20 protein-coding genes are annotated in these 12002 nt (G+C 46.1%); all 20 read right to left on the bottom strand.

The features are described from left to right. Positions 1 to 134 precede the first annotated feature (134 nt). A complete protein-coding gene (locus PN466_RS09365) occupies positions 135 to 356 on the bottom strand; it encodes a hypothetical protein (RefSeq protein WP_271938995.1) in 222 nt (73 codons plus the stop codon). 241 nt (positions 357 to 597) lie between these two features. Further along, the gene (locus PN466_RS09360) at positions 598 to 1074 is read right to left on the bottom strand and encodes a DUF29 domain-containing protein (protein ID WP_271938994.1); all 477 of its coding nucleotides are present in this window, start codon (positions 1072 to 1074) and stop codon (positions 598 to 600) included. Positions 1075 to 1086: 12 nt separating this feature from the next. Further along, complete coding sequence (gene prfA, locus PN466_RS09355; RefSeq protein ID WP_271938993.1) at positions 1087 to 2187, bottom strand: peptide chain release factor 1; 1101 nt, start codon at positions 2185 to 2187, stop codon at positions 1087 to 1089. Positions 2188 to 2287: 100 nt separating this feature from the next. Continuing rightward, entirely contained in the window at positions 2288 to 2515 is a 228-nt protein-coding gene (gene rpmE / locus PN466_RS09350) for a 50S ribosomal protein L31 (protein WP_271938991.1), read from the bottom strand. Between the two features lie 153 nt (positions 2516 to 2668). Then, the gene (gene rpsI, locus PN466_RS09345; RefSeq protein WP_271938989.1) at positions 2669 to 3085 is read right to left on the bottom strand and encodes a 30S ribosomal protein S9; all 417 of its coding nucleotides are present in this window, start codon (positions 3083 to 3085) and stop codon (positions 2669 to 2671) included. Next, the gene (gene rplM, locus PN466_RS09340; protein ID WP_271938987.1) at positions 3085 to 3540 is read right to left on the bottom strand and encodes a 50S ribosomal protein L13; all 456 of its coding nucleotides are present in this window, start codon (positions 3538 to 3540) and stop codon (positions 3085 to 3087) included. Before rplM ends, rpsI begins: the two co-directional genes overlap by 1 nt. A 35-nt stretch (positions 3541 to 3575) precedes the next feature. Further along, a complete protein-coding gene (gene truA / locus PN466_RS09335) occupies positions 3576 to 4424 on the bottom strand; it encodes a tRNA pseudouridine(38-40) synthase TruA (protein WP_271938984.1) in 849 nt (282 codons plus the stop codon). A 44-nt stretch (positions 4425 to 4468) separates the two neighbouring features. Beyond that, on the bottom strand, positions 4469 to 4858 hold the full coding sequence (gene rplQ, locus PN466_RS09330; RefSeq protein ID WP_271938982.1) for a 50S ribosomal protein L17: 390 nt from the start codon (positions 4856 to 4858) through the stop codon (positions 4469 to 4471). Positions 4859 to 4909: 51 nt separating this feature from the next. Beyond that, a complete protein-coding gene (locus PN466_RS09325; protein ID WP_271938980.1) occupies positions 4910 to 5893 on the bottom strand; it encodes a DNA-directed RNA polymerase subunit alpha in 984 nt (327 codons plus the stop codon). A 77-nt stretch (positions 5894 to 5970) separates the two neighbouring features. After that, the gene (rpsK, locus tag PN466_RS09320) at positions 5971 to 6360 is read right to left on the bottom strand and encodes a 30S ribosomal protein S11 (protein WP_271938977.1); all 390 of its coding nucleotides are present in this window, start codon (positions 6358 to 6360) and stop codon (positions 5971 to 5973) included. An 84-nt stretch (positions 6361 to 6444) separates the two neighbouring features. Further along, positions 6445 to 6828 (bottom strand): 30S ribosomal protein S13, encoded by a 384-nt coding sequence (gene rpsM, locus PN466_RS09315; protein WP_271938974.1) that lies wholly within the window; start codon positions 6826 to 6828, stop codon positions 6445 to 6447. Positions 6829 to 6934: 106 nt separating this feature from the next. Beyond that, a complete protein-coding gene (gene rpmJ / locus PN466_RS09310; protein WP_271938971.1) occupies positions 6935 to 7048 on the bottom strand; it encodes a 50S ribosomal protein L36 in 114 nt (37 codons plus the stop codon). Between the two features lie 88 nt (positions 7049 to 7136). Next, positions 7137 to 7361 (bottom strand): translation initiation factor IF-1, encoded by a 225-nt coding sequence (infA, locus tag PN466_RS09305; RefSeq protein WP_271938968.1) that lies wholly within the window; start codon positions 7359 to 7361, stop codon positions 7137 to 7139. A 144-nt stretch (positions 7362 to 7505) separates the two neighbouring features. Next, positions 7506 to 8066: an adenylate kinase gene (locus tag PN466_RS09300; RefSeq protein ID WP_271938965.1), complete on the bottom strand. Its 561-nt coding sequence runs from the start codon at positions 8064 to 8066 to the stop codon at positions 7506 to 7508. Positions 8067 to 8070: 4 nt separating this feature from the next. Further along, positions 8071 to 9378 carry a preprotein translocase subunit SecY gene (gene secY / locus PN466_RS09295; RefSeq protein ID WP_271938963.1) on the bottom strand — a complete coding sequence of 436 codons (1308 nt, stop codon included), beginning with the start codon at positions 9376 to 9378 and terminating at the stop codon, positions 8071 to 8073. A 137-nt stretch (positions 9379 to 9515) separates the two neighbouring features. After that, positions 9516 to 9962, bottom strand: coding sequence for a 50S ribosomal protein L15 (gene rplO, locus PN466_RS09290; protein WP_271938961.1), 447 nt, complete (start codon positions 9960 to 9962; stop codon positions 9516 to 9518). Between the two features lie 54 nt (positions 9963 to 10016). Continuing rightward, positions 10017 to 10556 carry a 30S ribosomal protein S5 gene (gene rpsE, locus PN466_RS09285; protein WP_271938959.1) on the bottom strand — a complete coding sequence of 180 codons (540 nt, stop codon included), beginning with the start codon at positions 10554 to 10556 and terminating at the stop codon, positions 10017 to 10019. Between the two features lie 18 nt (positions 10557 to 10574). Next, positions 10575 to 10940, bottom strand: a complete 366-nt coding sequence (gene rplR / locus PN466_RS09280) for a 50S ribosomal protein L18 (RefSeq protein ID WP_271938956.1) — start codon at positions 10938 to 10940, stop codon at positions 10575 to 10577. A 2-nt stretch (positions 10941 to 10942) separates the two neighbouring features. Continuing rightward, entirely contained in the window at positions 10943 to 11506 is a 564-nt protein-coding gene (gene rplF, locus PN466_RS09275) for a 50S ribosomal protein L6 (protein WP_271938954.1), read from the bottom strand. A gap of 73 nt (positions 11507 to 11579) precedes the next feature. Beyond that, positions 11580 to 11981 (bottom strand): 30S ribosomal protein S8, encoded by a 402-nt coding sequence (gene rpsH / locus PN466_RS09270; RefSeq protein ID WP_271938952.1) that lies wholly within the window; start codon positions 11979 to 11981, stop codon positions 11580 to 11582. Between the last annotated feature and the right edge of the window lie 21 nt (positions 11982 to 12002).

The following is a 12002-nucleotide window of genomic DNA, read 5'->3' as shown; positions in this document are numbered from 1 at the left end:
GATCAGCTAGAAGAAGTGTTGTACCAGCGCTGCCAAACCTTATTGAAACAGCCAGAATTAATTGGAGGGTTAACCGATTTTTACGGGTGGAGTGAACTCACTGCTATATCACAACTTATTCAACGGACTTGATATTATTCATTCAGATTAAAGTTTTTGTAGAAGACATTTCCATTAAGAATTAATGTATTATTGAGATCTTCTACTTCTACTAAACTGACTTCCTTATTGCATTTAATCAAAGCTAAAAGTTCATCAATAACCTCATTGGGGAGCTTATTAAGACGTTTAATAGAGGGTTGCTTATCATCTCCATCCTGTTTTTTCGGCAGAAACACACCAATTTTAGTAGTCATAAATTTTGTTATTCTTTTGATTTATCATATCAAGTCCGGTTAATTGGCTATGATGCAATGCTTCACGTTAGGGAATAGGGAATAGAGAACAGGCACTGTTCTACCAGAACAATGTAGGAGTGGAAACGCACTGTACATAGTTAAACTGATTACTCGGACTTGATATTATTGGATCTTGGTCTTAGAACAAGAACTAAAATTGGCACTTAAGCAACCCGTTGAATCACTCTAATCATTCAATTTACTCTGGAATATAATCATCATCAAGAATATCATCTAGTGTCAACCCTGCTTCAGGTGGAAACAATTCTGGCTCTAGTCTATACTTCCTAATAATATCCTTCCTCGCATTTCCATAACACTCAGTCCAGATCTCTATTAACAAAACTTTGAGACTAGGACTATCTTCTAATAAATATTGAATTTGTCGGCGTTGCTCCACAACGGTTTGTCGCCATCCTCTAGCCTTGTTTGCTTTTTCAGATTCCCAATACTTCAGTTTTAAGAGATGTTCGATTAAAGTAGTCAGCCTGCTTTTTAACTCCTTTTTCTCTCGTTTTCCCATGCTTTCAACTTCTTCAATCAAACTCTCAAAATCAATTCGATCGAGCCGTCTTTCTTGGAGTAACTGCACTGTTGTCTGTACCCACAAATAGAAGTCTCGATCGTAAAGTTCGGATAGATTAGAATCAGGTTTTACCTGTAACTCTGAATTCATAATCCCCCATTTCTAAGTTTGAACAGTTTGATTGGCTAGTTCTTCTAAACGGAATTGCTGATCTTGGGTGATGCACGCCTGAATTAAGTTTTCAATATTACCTTCTAACGCACTTCCCAAAACAAAGTTTTGACCCAGGCGGTGATCGGTGATCCGGTTATCTTTGTAGTTGTAGGTACGGATTTTTTCCGATCTCGAACCCGTCCCGACCTGCGATCGCCGCATATCGGTCACTGCACTTTGCTGTTCTTGCAGCTTCATTTCATACAGTTTTGCCCGCAAAATCTGCATCGCCCGTTCTCGGTTTTGCAACTGCGATCGCTCTTCTGTACAAAACACCCGAATTCCCGTTGGTTTATGGAATAAGTCCACCGCCGTTTCCACTTTGTTTACATTTTGTCCACCTGCACCACCGGAACGAGCCGTACTAATTTCTACGTCCTTAGCATCGATATCAACTTCTACCTCGTCTACTTCCGGCATAATTGCTACCGTCGCTGTTGACGTATGAACTCGTCCCCCCGTTTCTGTTACCGGAACCCGTTGCACCCGGTGAACACCTGCCTCAAACTTGAGCTTACTATAAACCTGCTCCCCTTTCACCTCCAGGATCGCCTGCTTAAATCCACCCATTTCTGCTGGGGACTCACTAACGAGCTGCACCTTCCATCCTTGCACTTCCGAATAGCGAGAATACATTCTTAACAGATCGCCCGCCCAAATACTTGCTTCATCTCCTCCCGTGCCTCCACGAATTTCCAACATAATATTCTTATCATCATTGGGATCGCGGGGCAGTAATAAAATTGTCAATCGATGTTCTAATTGATCGATTTTTGTTTCTAGCTCCTGTACTTCCAATGCAGCGATCTCTTGCAACTCGCGATCGCCGCTCGACTCCTTATAAATTTCTCTAGCTCCCATCAACTCGTCTTGAGCCTTTTTCCAGATCTCATAAGTATTCACCACTTCCTCCAGAGACGCACGAGCTTTAGCCACCCGTTGCACCTCTTCTGGATTCGTGGCAATATCTGGATCGGCTAACCGACGAGTCAATTCGTTAAATGTTTGTTCAACAGAAGTAAGTTTGTCAAGAAGATATGCTTCAGCCATTGTTCTAGTGTCCAAGATTTAGGTTGTTTACAGCAGGGGAGTGATACATGGACCGTAGGTTTAAACCCCTACAACCCACCAAGACCAATCGCAATAGCTGCTACTTCTTGTTACCTGTACTTCCCATCCAGTTATACCGTTTCTGGAATCGTTCCACCCGTCCTTCAGTGTCAATAATTTTCTGAGTTCCTGTATAAAACGGATGATTTCCAGACCAGACATCCACATGAAGTTCTGGCTGAGTTGAACCCACGGTCATTACAAACTCGCCATTACAATATACTTTAGCTTCTGGATACCATTGGGGGTGAATATCAGATTTAGGCATGATGATTACACTGTACAAAAACACTAACAACTAAGCGGGTTTAAACCCTATTATATATTGAATTGCAATTGCTTCCCTCCCACAGGAAAGGAACTTTCTCCCCTTCTCCTGCGGGAGAAGGGGTCGGGGGATGAGGGAAACCCACCCCTACCCTTACCGTTTCGAGTATTGAGGAGCTTTTCTAGCTTTGCGTAAACCATATTTTTTCCGCTCCTTTGCCCTCGGATCGCGGGTAAGATACCCTTCGCTTTTCAAAGGTTGACGATTATCTGGATCTAGCTCGCATAAAGCTCTCGCCACACCCAAACGAATCGAATCCGCTTGTCCCGTTAATCCGCCCCCTGTAACATTCACTAGAATGTCATAGTCATTTTCCAGACCCAAGGTTTCCAGAGGCGCTTTAGCTGCTGACAGATATTGGGGATTGAACTGGAGATACAAATCCCCAGGTTTGCCATTAATTTTCATCTTCCCTTGGCCGGGAACCAAGCGTACGCGAGCAACAGACGACTTTCTACGTCCGGTTCCCCAATAAACAGCCCGATCGTTTTGATTCTCAGTAGCTTGCATTAGTTATCTCCTTCTGGTACAGTTTTCAATTCTAAGACTTGGGGGGTTTGTGCCTCATGGGGATGTTTTGGCCCCGCATAAACTTTTAACTTGGTAAACAGCTTGCGTCCTAGAGCATTTTTAGGCAGCATTCCTTTCACTGCTTTTTCCAGAATACGCTCGGGAATTCGCCCTTGCAATTTGGCAAAGGTCTCAGTTTTCATTCCCCCCGGACGACCAGAATGGCGGCGATAGAGTTTTTGATCCCGCTTTTTACCCGTCACCTGGATTTTTTCAGCGTTGATAATAACCACAAAATCCCCAACATCCATATGGGGGGTAAACGTGGGTTTATTTTTGCCTCGTAAGATATTGGCCACTTCTGTCGCTAAACGGCCAAGACGCTGGCCATCAGCATCGACCACATACCATTTACGGTCGAGACTTTCTTGAGAAGGTAAGTAGGTTTTAGTCATAATGAATGGTTGGTTTTGATAGAGGGCGATTTGGTTTAACCCAATTTAAATTGGGGTTGGGTGTCAAACCAAACTTCTGGGGGAAAGGGAGGGTCTGGGTAGCCAACACGCAGTAAGCATAAGCCTTGGGCTGGAGCTGCGTATTTCACCAAATCTCGCCGTTCCTCTTGCCACAGATGGGTGAATTCTGTGGGGGTTATTTCCGCGATACCGACTTTGACCAATAATCCCACTAGAAGCCGCATCATCCCATAGAGAAATCCATTGGCTTGGACTTCTATCGCTAGAAATGGCTCTTGGGTGGTGCATTGGGCAGTTTGAATGTCTACCCAGGAGTGGGTCCGACTCGATCCTGCCCGATGAAAGGCAGATAGGTGATGACGACCGAGTAAGGGGTCGAGGGCGGCTTGAATGCGGTTGGCATCCAGAGGTTGATAATAATAATGCCAAGTCAGGTTGCGCACAAATAGGTTGGGGTTGGCGTGGGTATAGAGGGTATATCGATACCGTCGCCAAAGGGCGGAAAACCGGGCGTGCCAAGTGGGGACAACCTGAGCAGAACCTCGAATTAGAATATCTTCGGGTAACCGATTATTGAGAATAGTTGCCCACCGTTCAGGGGGAATAGGCCCAGAGACATCGAAGTGGGCGACTTGAGCGGCTGCATGGACTCCGGTATCGGTTCGACCCGCAGCCACTACGGGAACTCGCTGGTTGGTTACCGAGGCGATCGCCGCCTCCAGTTCCTCTTGTACCGTCCGTTCGCCTTTTCCTTGCCGCTGCCAACCGTGGAAATGGGTTCCCAGGTACTGAATGACTAGAGCAATGCGTTGACGCTCATCGGTCAAGTTGTCCGAGTCTTTGAGTTGCCAACGGGATTTCATTTTTACTCCCCTGTCTTTCCCCTCGCCTAGATTTAGGGTTCGACTTAGACTAATTCAATAATCGCCATTTCTGCATTGTCCCCTCGACGAGGAACGGTGGGCAGAATGCGAGTATATCCACCTTGGCGATCGGCATAGCGATCGGGTGCTTGTTCAAACAGCGCATGAACCAATTGCTTTTTCTTCAGCATATGTTCTTTACGGTCTGGACTCCCACTCAGGTATAAATAGCCCAAAACCTGGCGACGGGCTGCCAGAGTTCCACTTTTCGCCAGGGTAATCATTTTTTCCACTTCACTACGGACAGCTTTCGCCCGTGTTTTCGTGGTCTTAATCCGACCATGACGGATTAACTCAGTCGCTAAGGATCTCAGGAGAGCCTTACGCTGGTCAGCAGGTTTTCCCAACTTGGGGACACGACAACGATGACGCATAACACTTTTCCACGTTTCAAAGTTTAGACAAGATTTAACCCCTGGCCTCAGTTAGGATTTGGCCTTTTCATGGGGCAGAGTAATCCCTAGCCGCTGTTGCAAGGCTTCAATCACTTCTTCAGCCGATTTAGCTCCAAAGTTCTTGATCTCGAGCAAATCTTCTTGGGTGTAATCTAGTAGATCTGATACATTATTAATCTGCGCTCGTTTGAGACAGTTGTAAGCTCTCACCGATAACTGTAATTCTTCAATCGGGATCTGACTGTTGGGATCATCAGTCAGTTCTGGCTCGTCCTTGAGTGGCTCAAAGGTAATATCTTTGAGAGGACTAAATAAATCGACCAATATGTTTGATGCTTGAGATAGGGCTTCTTGAGGAGTAATACTCCCATTAGTCGTAACATCAAGAATCAGTCGGTCTTGTTCTAAGGAACCCCCAACCCGCGCATCTTCCACCATATAATTGACTTTAGATACGGGCATAAAAATTGCATCAATCTGGAGAAAGTCCAAGGCGGTCGGATCTTGACGACTACGGTCTACCGATCGGTAGCCTGTACCCGTTTCAATCCGAAACTCCATTTCTAAGGTTGCATCCTCTGATAGGGTAGCTACCTTCTGAGTCCCATTAACTAATTCCACTTCTGACGGTAAATCAAAGTCGCTCGCTTGCACGGTTTTTGGCCCCGTAGCTACTAAACGGCCAATTTGGGGTTGATTCGAGTAGCTTTTAACAATGATTTCCTTCATGTTCAGTAAGATTTCGAGTACATCTTCCCGAACACCTGGGATTGTGGCAAACTCATGATTGACTTTCTCAATCCTCACTGAGGTTACCGCTGCTCCCAATAGGTTAGAAAGCAATACCCGTCTGAGGGCATTGCCTACCGTAGTTCCTTGACCTCTTTCTAGGGGTTCTAGAATAAATCGGCTGTACTGACTTTGATCTTTTTCGGTATAACTTTCAACACATTCAACTTGAAACTGCCCCACAGAGCCACCTCCCTTCGCCTGGTTTCTAGGAGGGCGACACATGACCTTCCTAGCTTTTTTCTGTTATTGAATGGGGTGAGGTCGTCTTATCTACATTCATTGCAGAATGGGAACGATCCTTACACCCGCCGCCGTTTTGGAGGACGACACCCATTATGTGGAATGGGGGTTACATCTCGAATGAGGGTAATTTCCAATCCGGAACCTTGTAGGGCACGGATGGCAGTTTCTCGCCCCGATCCTGGGCCACTCACCATAACTTCAATTTGCCGCATTCCTTGGTCGATCGCCCGACGAGCAGCACTATCCGCGGCTGTCTGAGCCGCAAAGGGGGTTCCTTTTTTGGCTCCCTTAAATCCACTCGATCCGGCTGAAGCCCAAGAAATTACATCTCCGTTCGGAGCAGTAATGGAGACAATCGTGTTGTTGAACGTCGATTGAATGTGAGCTACACCATTAGGAATATTTCGCTTTTGCTTTTTAGGGCCTGTTTTCTTCGGTCGTGCCATAATTTAGGTTGCACTCTATGTATCTTGGTCTCAAAGGTCTTTAATGGACTAATCCCAATCTGGGCGATCGCATCCAACAGCAGGTTATTTCTTAGCGGCTGCTTTTTTCTTCCCAGCTACTGTGCGGCGGACTCCACGACGGGTACGGGCATTGGTGCGGGTTCTTTGTCCCCGTACGGGTAATCCCATACGATGCCGTCTGCCCCGATAGGTTCCAATGTCCATCAGACGCTTGATATTCATTGCCTCCCAACGTCTGAGATCCCCTTCGATTTGATATTGGCTTTCTACCGTACCTCTTAAGGCAACAATATCCGCATCGGTTAAATCTTTAACTCTTGTATCTGGATTTACTCCAGTATCCGCTAATATCTTTTGGGAACGGCTTAAGCCGATCCCATAGATGTAGGTTAGACCTATTTCTATGCGCTTATCTCGTGGTAGGTCTACACCAGCTATTCTGGCCACACTTTTTCTCCCTCGTCTTGAACAACTTAACTTAGGTCATCTCCCTAGGGGGAGAATCGATCCACTCTAAAATGTAATCCCAATTGATTCAGGTCTGGGGTTGAAGTTAACCTTGACGTTGCTTATGTTTTGGGTTAGAACAGATCACCATTACCCGACCTTTACGGCGGATAACTCGGCATTTCTCACACATTTTCCGGACGGATGCTCGGACTTTCATGCCCTATTTTTGAATGTCTACAAATATAACATCTTATCAGTTTTACTTCGGTTTTGTCAAACCAGACGAGGGATAGATTAGGATTCCTCTACTTCTTACGCAATCGATAAGTGATTCTCCCTTTGGTTAAATCATAGGGAGTTAATTCAACTTTCACGCGATCGCCCGGCAGAATTTTGATATAGTTCCGACGGATTTTGCCCGAAATATGAGCTAACACATTAAACCCGTTATCCAGGTCTACCCGAAACATGGCATTAGGCAAAGATTCTGTAACTTGCCCTTCCATTTCAATCAAATCTTGTTTAGCCAATGTAATCTATCCTCAATTCAACAGATTTTTAGTACAGGAATCTACGTCCCATGACTATGCCCCGAAAATTATGTTTTCGGGGTCTTTACATATCTTATCAATTTTTTTTTGTCAAACTCTATCTTGTTATCGGTTAACCAACCGCTAATGTCCCGTTGTCAAAGCATGTTGTAAATCCTGAGTCACCTTCTCGACGGGCTGATTTCCCCGAATCCGCCTCAGTTTACCTCGAGCGCCATAGAAATCAATCAAAGGTTGAGTCTCCTCTTGATAAACATCTAAGCGATGGCGAATCGTCTCGGCTGTATCATCAGCCCGTCCTCTCAACAAAAGCCGCTCAATTAAAATTGCGTCTGGCACTTCTAAAAAAATGGCATAATCACAATCTCTATTTTTGGCATACAACATTTGCTGAAATGTCTCCGCCTGGGAACTGTTACGGGGAAAACCATCTAAAATCCACCCATTTTGGGCATCTTCTTGACTTAACCGCTCCTCCACTAAATCGAAGACTAACTGATCGGGAACCAAAGACCCTTGATCCATATAGTACTTAGCTTTTAATCCCAAATCAGTCTTGTTCGCCACACTATTACGGAGAATCTCCCCAGTAGAAATATGGGGAATCTTCTCTCGTTTTGAGAGTTCTGCGGCTTGGGTTCCCTTCCCAGAACCTGGGGGGCCAATAAAAATCAACCTTGACATGACACTACTGTTTCACCATCCCTTCATAACGTTGAGAAATCACATAGGTTTGAATTTGCTTCGCGGTGTCAATCGCCACCCCAACTAAAATCAGTAGGGAGGTTGCGCCTAATCCTTGAAATGTTGGGACGCGGGTCAAGCCTTCAACCACTGTAGGCACAATAGCCACAATGCCTAAAAACACAGCTCCTAAGAACGTCAACCGATTCAGAACCCGTTCGATATACTCACTCGTTGCTTTTCCAGGACGAATGCCAGGGATACTCGAACCCATTTTTTTCAGGTTTTGAGCTACATCCACAGGATTCATAATCAAGGAAGCATAGAAATAGCTAAAAAACAGAATCATGGTCAAGTAGAACGGAATATATAACGCTCCTCCTGGACTCAGATATTGAACTACACTAACAATCGCTGAACTACCTGTTAACTCAGCCAAAGTCACTGGCAAAATCAAGACGGCGGAAGCAAAAATAATCGGCATCACTCCACCTTGATTTAATCGCAAGGGAAGATAGCTGCTTTTTTCCAAATACAGTTTTCGACCCACTTGACGGCGAGCGGAAATAATGGGAATTCGGCGTGTTCCTTCCTGAACAAACACAATACCGACAATCATCACTAGGAAGACCATAACCAAAATCACGGTGCGTCCAACAATGCTGCTATCTCCACTAGAAGCTAACTCGATGGTTTGGCCAATGGATCTGGGTAACGTAGAAACAATATTGACAAAAATCAGTAACGACGCACCGTTGCCGATACCTCGCTCAGTAATCACTTCTCCAAACCACATGACTAACATGGAGCCAGCACTTAAGGCTAAAATGGTTTGGATCACAAAAGTTGGCCCTGGATTTAAGGCCACTCCAGGAGCGCTATTTAACCATAACCCAATCCCCACACTCTGAAGGATGCACCATCCTAGAGCAACATAGCGGGTAATTTGGGAGAGTTTACGCCGTCCGGCTTCTCCCTCATTTTTCTGTAAATCTTCCAATGAGGGCAGAGCAGCAGTGAGTAATTGGATAATGATGGAGGCATTAATAAAGGGAAGGATACCCAGGGCAAAAACACCCAGTTGAGAAATCCCACCACCAGAAAATAGGTCTAATAATCCAATAACTGGACTGCCTTCAATATTGCGGCTAAATTGTTGTCGGTCAATGCCAATGACGGGGATATAAACCCCTAATCTAGCCAAAATTAATAAGCCCAGAGTAACGAGCAACCGACCTCTAAGGCCGGCTGCTTGAGCCATCTGGATAAACGTTTCTTGAGCGCTTGGGGTTTTGTCTCGACTAACGGTCATTAAGGGATACCTCGATGACGACGGTAAATAGGTGGGTGAACATGGGCAATTTCCAACTTAATGGTCTTAGGCGATGAAGCTTTTTGCTTTTGCTTCTTGCCTTTTGCCTAGCGCATGTCCGCGAAGCGAAAAGCGCTTTATTCTAAAACCTGGCAACTCCCTCCAGCGCCTTCGAGTTTAGTGCGAGCATTAGCAGTAAATTGAGCTGCTTTCACTTGCAGAGCTACGCTAATTTCTCCATCTCCCAAGATTTTCAAGGGGCCGTCATTGGTGGTCACAATTCCTGCGTCCATCAATGAGTCTAAAGTCACTTCAGTATTAGCTGGGAGAGAAGCCAGTTGACGAATGTTAACCGTAGTGTACTGTTGTTTGTTAATAACTGTAAAGTGCTTCAGTTTGGGTACACGGCGATACAGGGGCATTTGTCCCCCTTCAAACCCAGGACGAGTTCCACGACCGGAACGAGACTTTTGTCCCCGCATTCCAAAGCCGCAACTGGCACCCTGACCTGCCGAGATTCCCCGACCGACGCGACGGCGGCGTTTACGGGAACCTTTTTGAGGTGCAACATCTTCTAATCTCATGGTATTTATCCTTGCGCTTACCGGTTTACTCTCTGGTTAGTCCCTTCTTGGGCGCTAGACATAAAGTTTTTCGATCTCAATGCCCCGTTCTTGGGCTACGTCCGCAAAGGTACGGAGGCTAGACAAGGCATCAACGGCTGCCCTTGCATTATTGAGGGGGTTATTGGAACCGAGTTGTTTGGCTAGAGCATTCTGAACTCCTGCCAGTTCTAGTACGGTACGCACTGAACCCCCAGCAATTACCCCAGTACCGGGAGCGGCTGGACGCATCATTACTCTAGCGCCGGTGGCTTCTCCGGTGGACGGATGGGGTAAGGAGTTCGATTTGGTTAGGGGTACGGTAATCAGGTGTTTTTTGGCATCAGCGACTCCTTTTTTCACCGCTCCGATGACATCGCTAGCTTTACCCACACCTACACCGACTTGCCCGCGCTCATTGCCGACAACAACGATCGCCCGGAAGCTTAATTTTTTACCCCCTTTGACCACCTTGGTCACCCGGCGGATTTGCACCACCCGCTCTTGCCATTCACTTTCTTTTTCCCGATTGCGGTTGGCTTTGCGAGATTTGCCTTTCTTTTCTTTTTCTTCCATGGTTTTTGTGGGTTTATGCTAAAAGTCTAATCCAGCTTCACGGGCCGCATCGGCTAAGGCTTTAACGCGGCCATGGTACAAATTTCCACCTCGGTCGAACACCACTTTGGAAACCCCTTTATTGATGGCTCGTTCGGCGATCGCCTTACCCACTTGGGCAGACGCTTCACAAGTCCTACCCGCAGCATTCAATGCAGATTTGATTTCTGATTCCATTGTGGAAGCTGCCGCCAGGGTATGATGTTGGGTATCATCAATGACCTGAGCATAGATATGCTGATTGGAGCGAAACACCGCTAACCGGGGACGCTCAGTCGTTCCGCTGACTGACTTGCGAATGCGATTGTGTCTACGCTGCCGAAATTCTTGTCTGGTTCGTTTCATGGTTATTTCTTACCTGCCTTACCCGCTTTACGTCTGACGATTTCGCCCTGATAGCGAATGCCTTTACCCTTATAGACTTCGGGAGGACGAACATCGCGAATTTTGGCGGCAGTATTGCCCACCACTTCTTTATCGATGCCGCTAATCACCACAAAAGTGCCTTGATTAACTGCTTTGCCGGTATTATCGACCACAGCAAAATTGATCCCGTCTGGAGGGTCAACATCTACGGGTTTGCTATATCCCACATTTAAGGTTAAGGCTTTGCCCTTGGCTTGGGCCCGATAGCCTACCCCTTGCAGTTCCAGGCGTTTTTCAAAGCCCTTGGATACCCCTTCCACCATATTGAAGACGAGGGTACGGCATAAACCATGAGCCGCCCGACATTTACGGGAGTCATTGCGCCGTTTCACAATTAAGGTATTGTTGTCTTGTTCAATCGTGACTTCTGAAGGCAAGATGCGCTCTAGCTGTCCTTTTGGCCCTTTGACAGAGACTTGTTGACCATTAAGGGTAACCGTTACTTTGTCAGGAATATTAATAGGACGTTTACCAATTCGAGACATAATCTTTTACTTGTTGTCCTTGTTCATGGGTCTAATCATTGATGCTTGCTCTGGAGCAATCGTCAATTCAAAGCTACCAAACATAGCAAAGCACTTCACCACCAATACCTTGGCGACGGGCTTCACGGTCAGTCATAATGCCATGGGAGGTCGAAATAATGGCAATTCCAATCCCACCTAAAACGCGGGGGAGTTCCTTGCGATTTTTATAAACCCTCAGACCGGGACGACTGACCCGTTCGAGTTTGCTGATAATTGGGCTTCGGTTTTTGCCTTTATATTTGAGGGCAATCCGGAGCTGGGTTTTGACTCCTTCCCCCACATTCTCAAAATCGGAAATAAAGCCTTCATCTTTTAAGACTTGGGCAATACTCCGGGTGAGTTTAGTGGATGGAACTTGAGTGGTTTGATGCCGCGCTAAGTTCGCATTGCGAAGGCGCGTGAGCATATCCGCGATCGTGTCGTTTACGGCCATCGTTTACTCTCTCGATAAAAC

Origin of the sequence: Roseofilum reptotaenium CS-1145 (assembly GCF_028330985.1) — a bacterium.
Taxonomy (GTDB): Bacteria; Cyanobacteriota; Cyanobacteriia; order Cyanobacteriales; family Desertifilaceae; genus Roseofilum; species Roseofilum reptotaenium.
This window is presented reverse-complemented; position numbering and strand designations above follow the sequence as displayed.

What these genes read in the sequence shown, in the direction of transcription:
- rplQ (WP_271938982.1), bottom strand. Translation starts at nt 4,858, where the DNA reads ATGCGTCATCGTTGTCGTGTCCCCAAGTTGGGAAAACCTGCTGACCAG.
- truA (WP_271938984.1), bottom strand. Translation starts at nt 4,424, where the DNA reads ATGAAATCCCGTTGGCAACTCAAAGACTCGGACAACTTGACCGATGAG.
- PN466_RS09325 (WP_271938980.1), bottom strand. Translation starts at nt 5,893, where the DNA reads ATGTGTCGCCCTCCTAGAAACCAGGCGAAGGGAGGTGGCTCTGTGGGG.
- rplM (WP_271938987.1), bottom strand. Translation starts at nt 3,540, where the DNA reads ATGACTAAAACCTACTTACCTTCTCAAGAAAGTCTCGACCGTAAATGG.
- secY (WP_271938963.1), bottom strand. Translation starts at nt 9,378, where the DNA reads ATGACCGTTAGTCGAGACAAAACCCCAAGCGCTCAAGAAACGTTTATC.
- rpmJ (WP_271938971.1), bottom strand. Translation starts at nt 7,048, where the DNA reads ATGAAAGTCCGAGCATCCGTCCGGAAAATGTGTGAGAAATGCCGAGTT.
- PN466_RS09360 (WP_271938994.1), bottom strand. Translation starts at nt 1,074, where the DNA reads ATGAATTCAGAGTTACAGGTAAAACCTGATTCTAATCTATCCGAACTT.
- rplO (WP_271938961.1), bottom strand. Translation starts at nt 9,962, where the DNA reads ATGAGATTAGAAGATGTTGCACCTCAAAAAGGTTCCCGTAAACGCCGC.
- rplR (WP_271938956.1), bottom strand. Translation starts at nt 10,940, where the DNA reads ATGAAACGAACCAGACAAGAATTTCGGCAGCGTAGACACAATCGCATT.
- rpsK (WP_271938977.1), bottom strand. Translation starts at nt 6,360, where the DNA reads ATGGCACGACCGAAGAAAACAGGCCCTAAAAAGCAAAAGCGAAATATT.
- PN466_RS09365 (WP_271938995.1), bottom strand. Translation starts at nt 356, where the DNA reads ATGACTACTAAAATTGGTGTGTTTCTGCCGAAAAAACAGGATGGAGAT.
- rplF (WP_271938954.1), bottom strand. Translation starts at nt 11,506, where the DNA reads ATGTCTCGAATTGGTAAACGTCCTATTAATATTCCTGACAAAGTAACG.
- rpmE (WP_271938991.1), bottom strand. Translation starts at nt 2,515, where the DNA reads ATGCCTAAATCTGATATTCACCCCCAATGGTATCCAGAAGCTAAAGTA.
- rpsI (WP_271938989.1), bottom strand. Translation starts at nt 3,085, where the DNA reads ATGCAAGCTACTGAGAATCAAAACGATCGGGCTGTTTATTGGGGAACC.
- PN466_RS09300 (WP_271938965.1), bottom strand. Translation starts at nt 8,066, where the DNA reads ATGTCAAGGTTGATTTTTATTGGCCCCCCAGGTTCTGGGAAGGGAACC.
- prfA (WP_271938993.1), bottom strand. Translation starts at nt 2,187, where the DNA reads ATGGCTGAAGCATATCTTCTTGACAAACTTACTTCTGTTGAACAAACA.
- rpsH (WP_271938952.1), bottom strand. Translation starts at nt 11,981, where the DNA reads ATGGCCGTAAACGACACGATCGCGGATATGCTCACGCGCCTTCGCAAT.
- rpsE (WP_271938959.1), bottom strand. Translation starts at nt 10,556, where the DNA reads ATGGAAGAAAAAGAAAAGAAAGGCAAATCTCGCAAAGCCAACCGCAAT.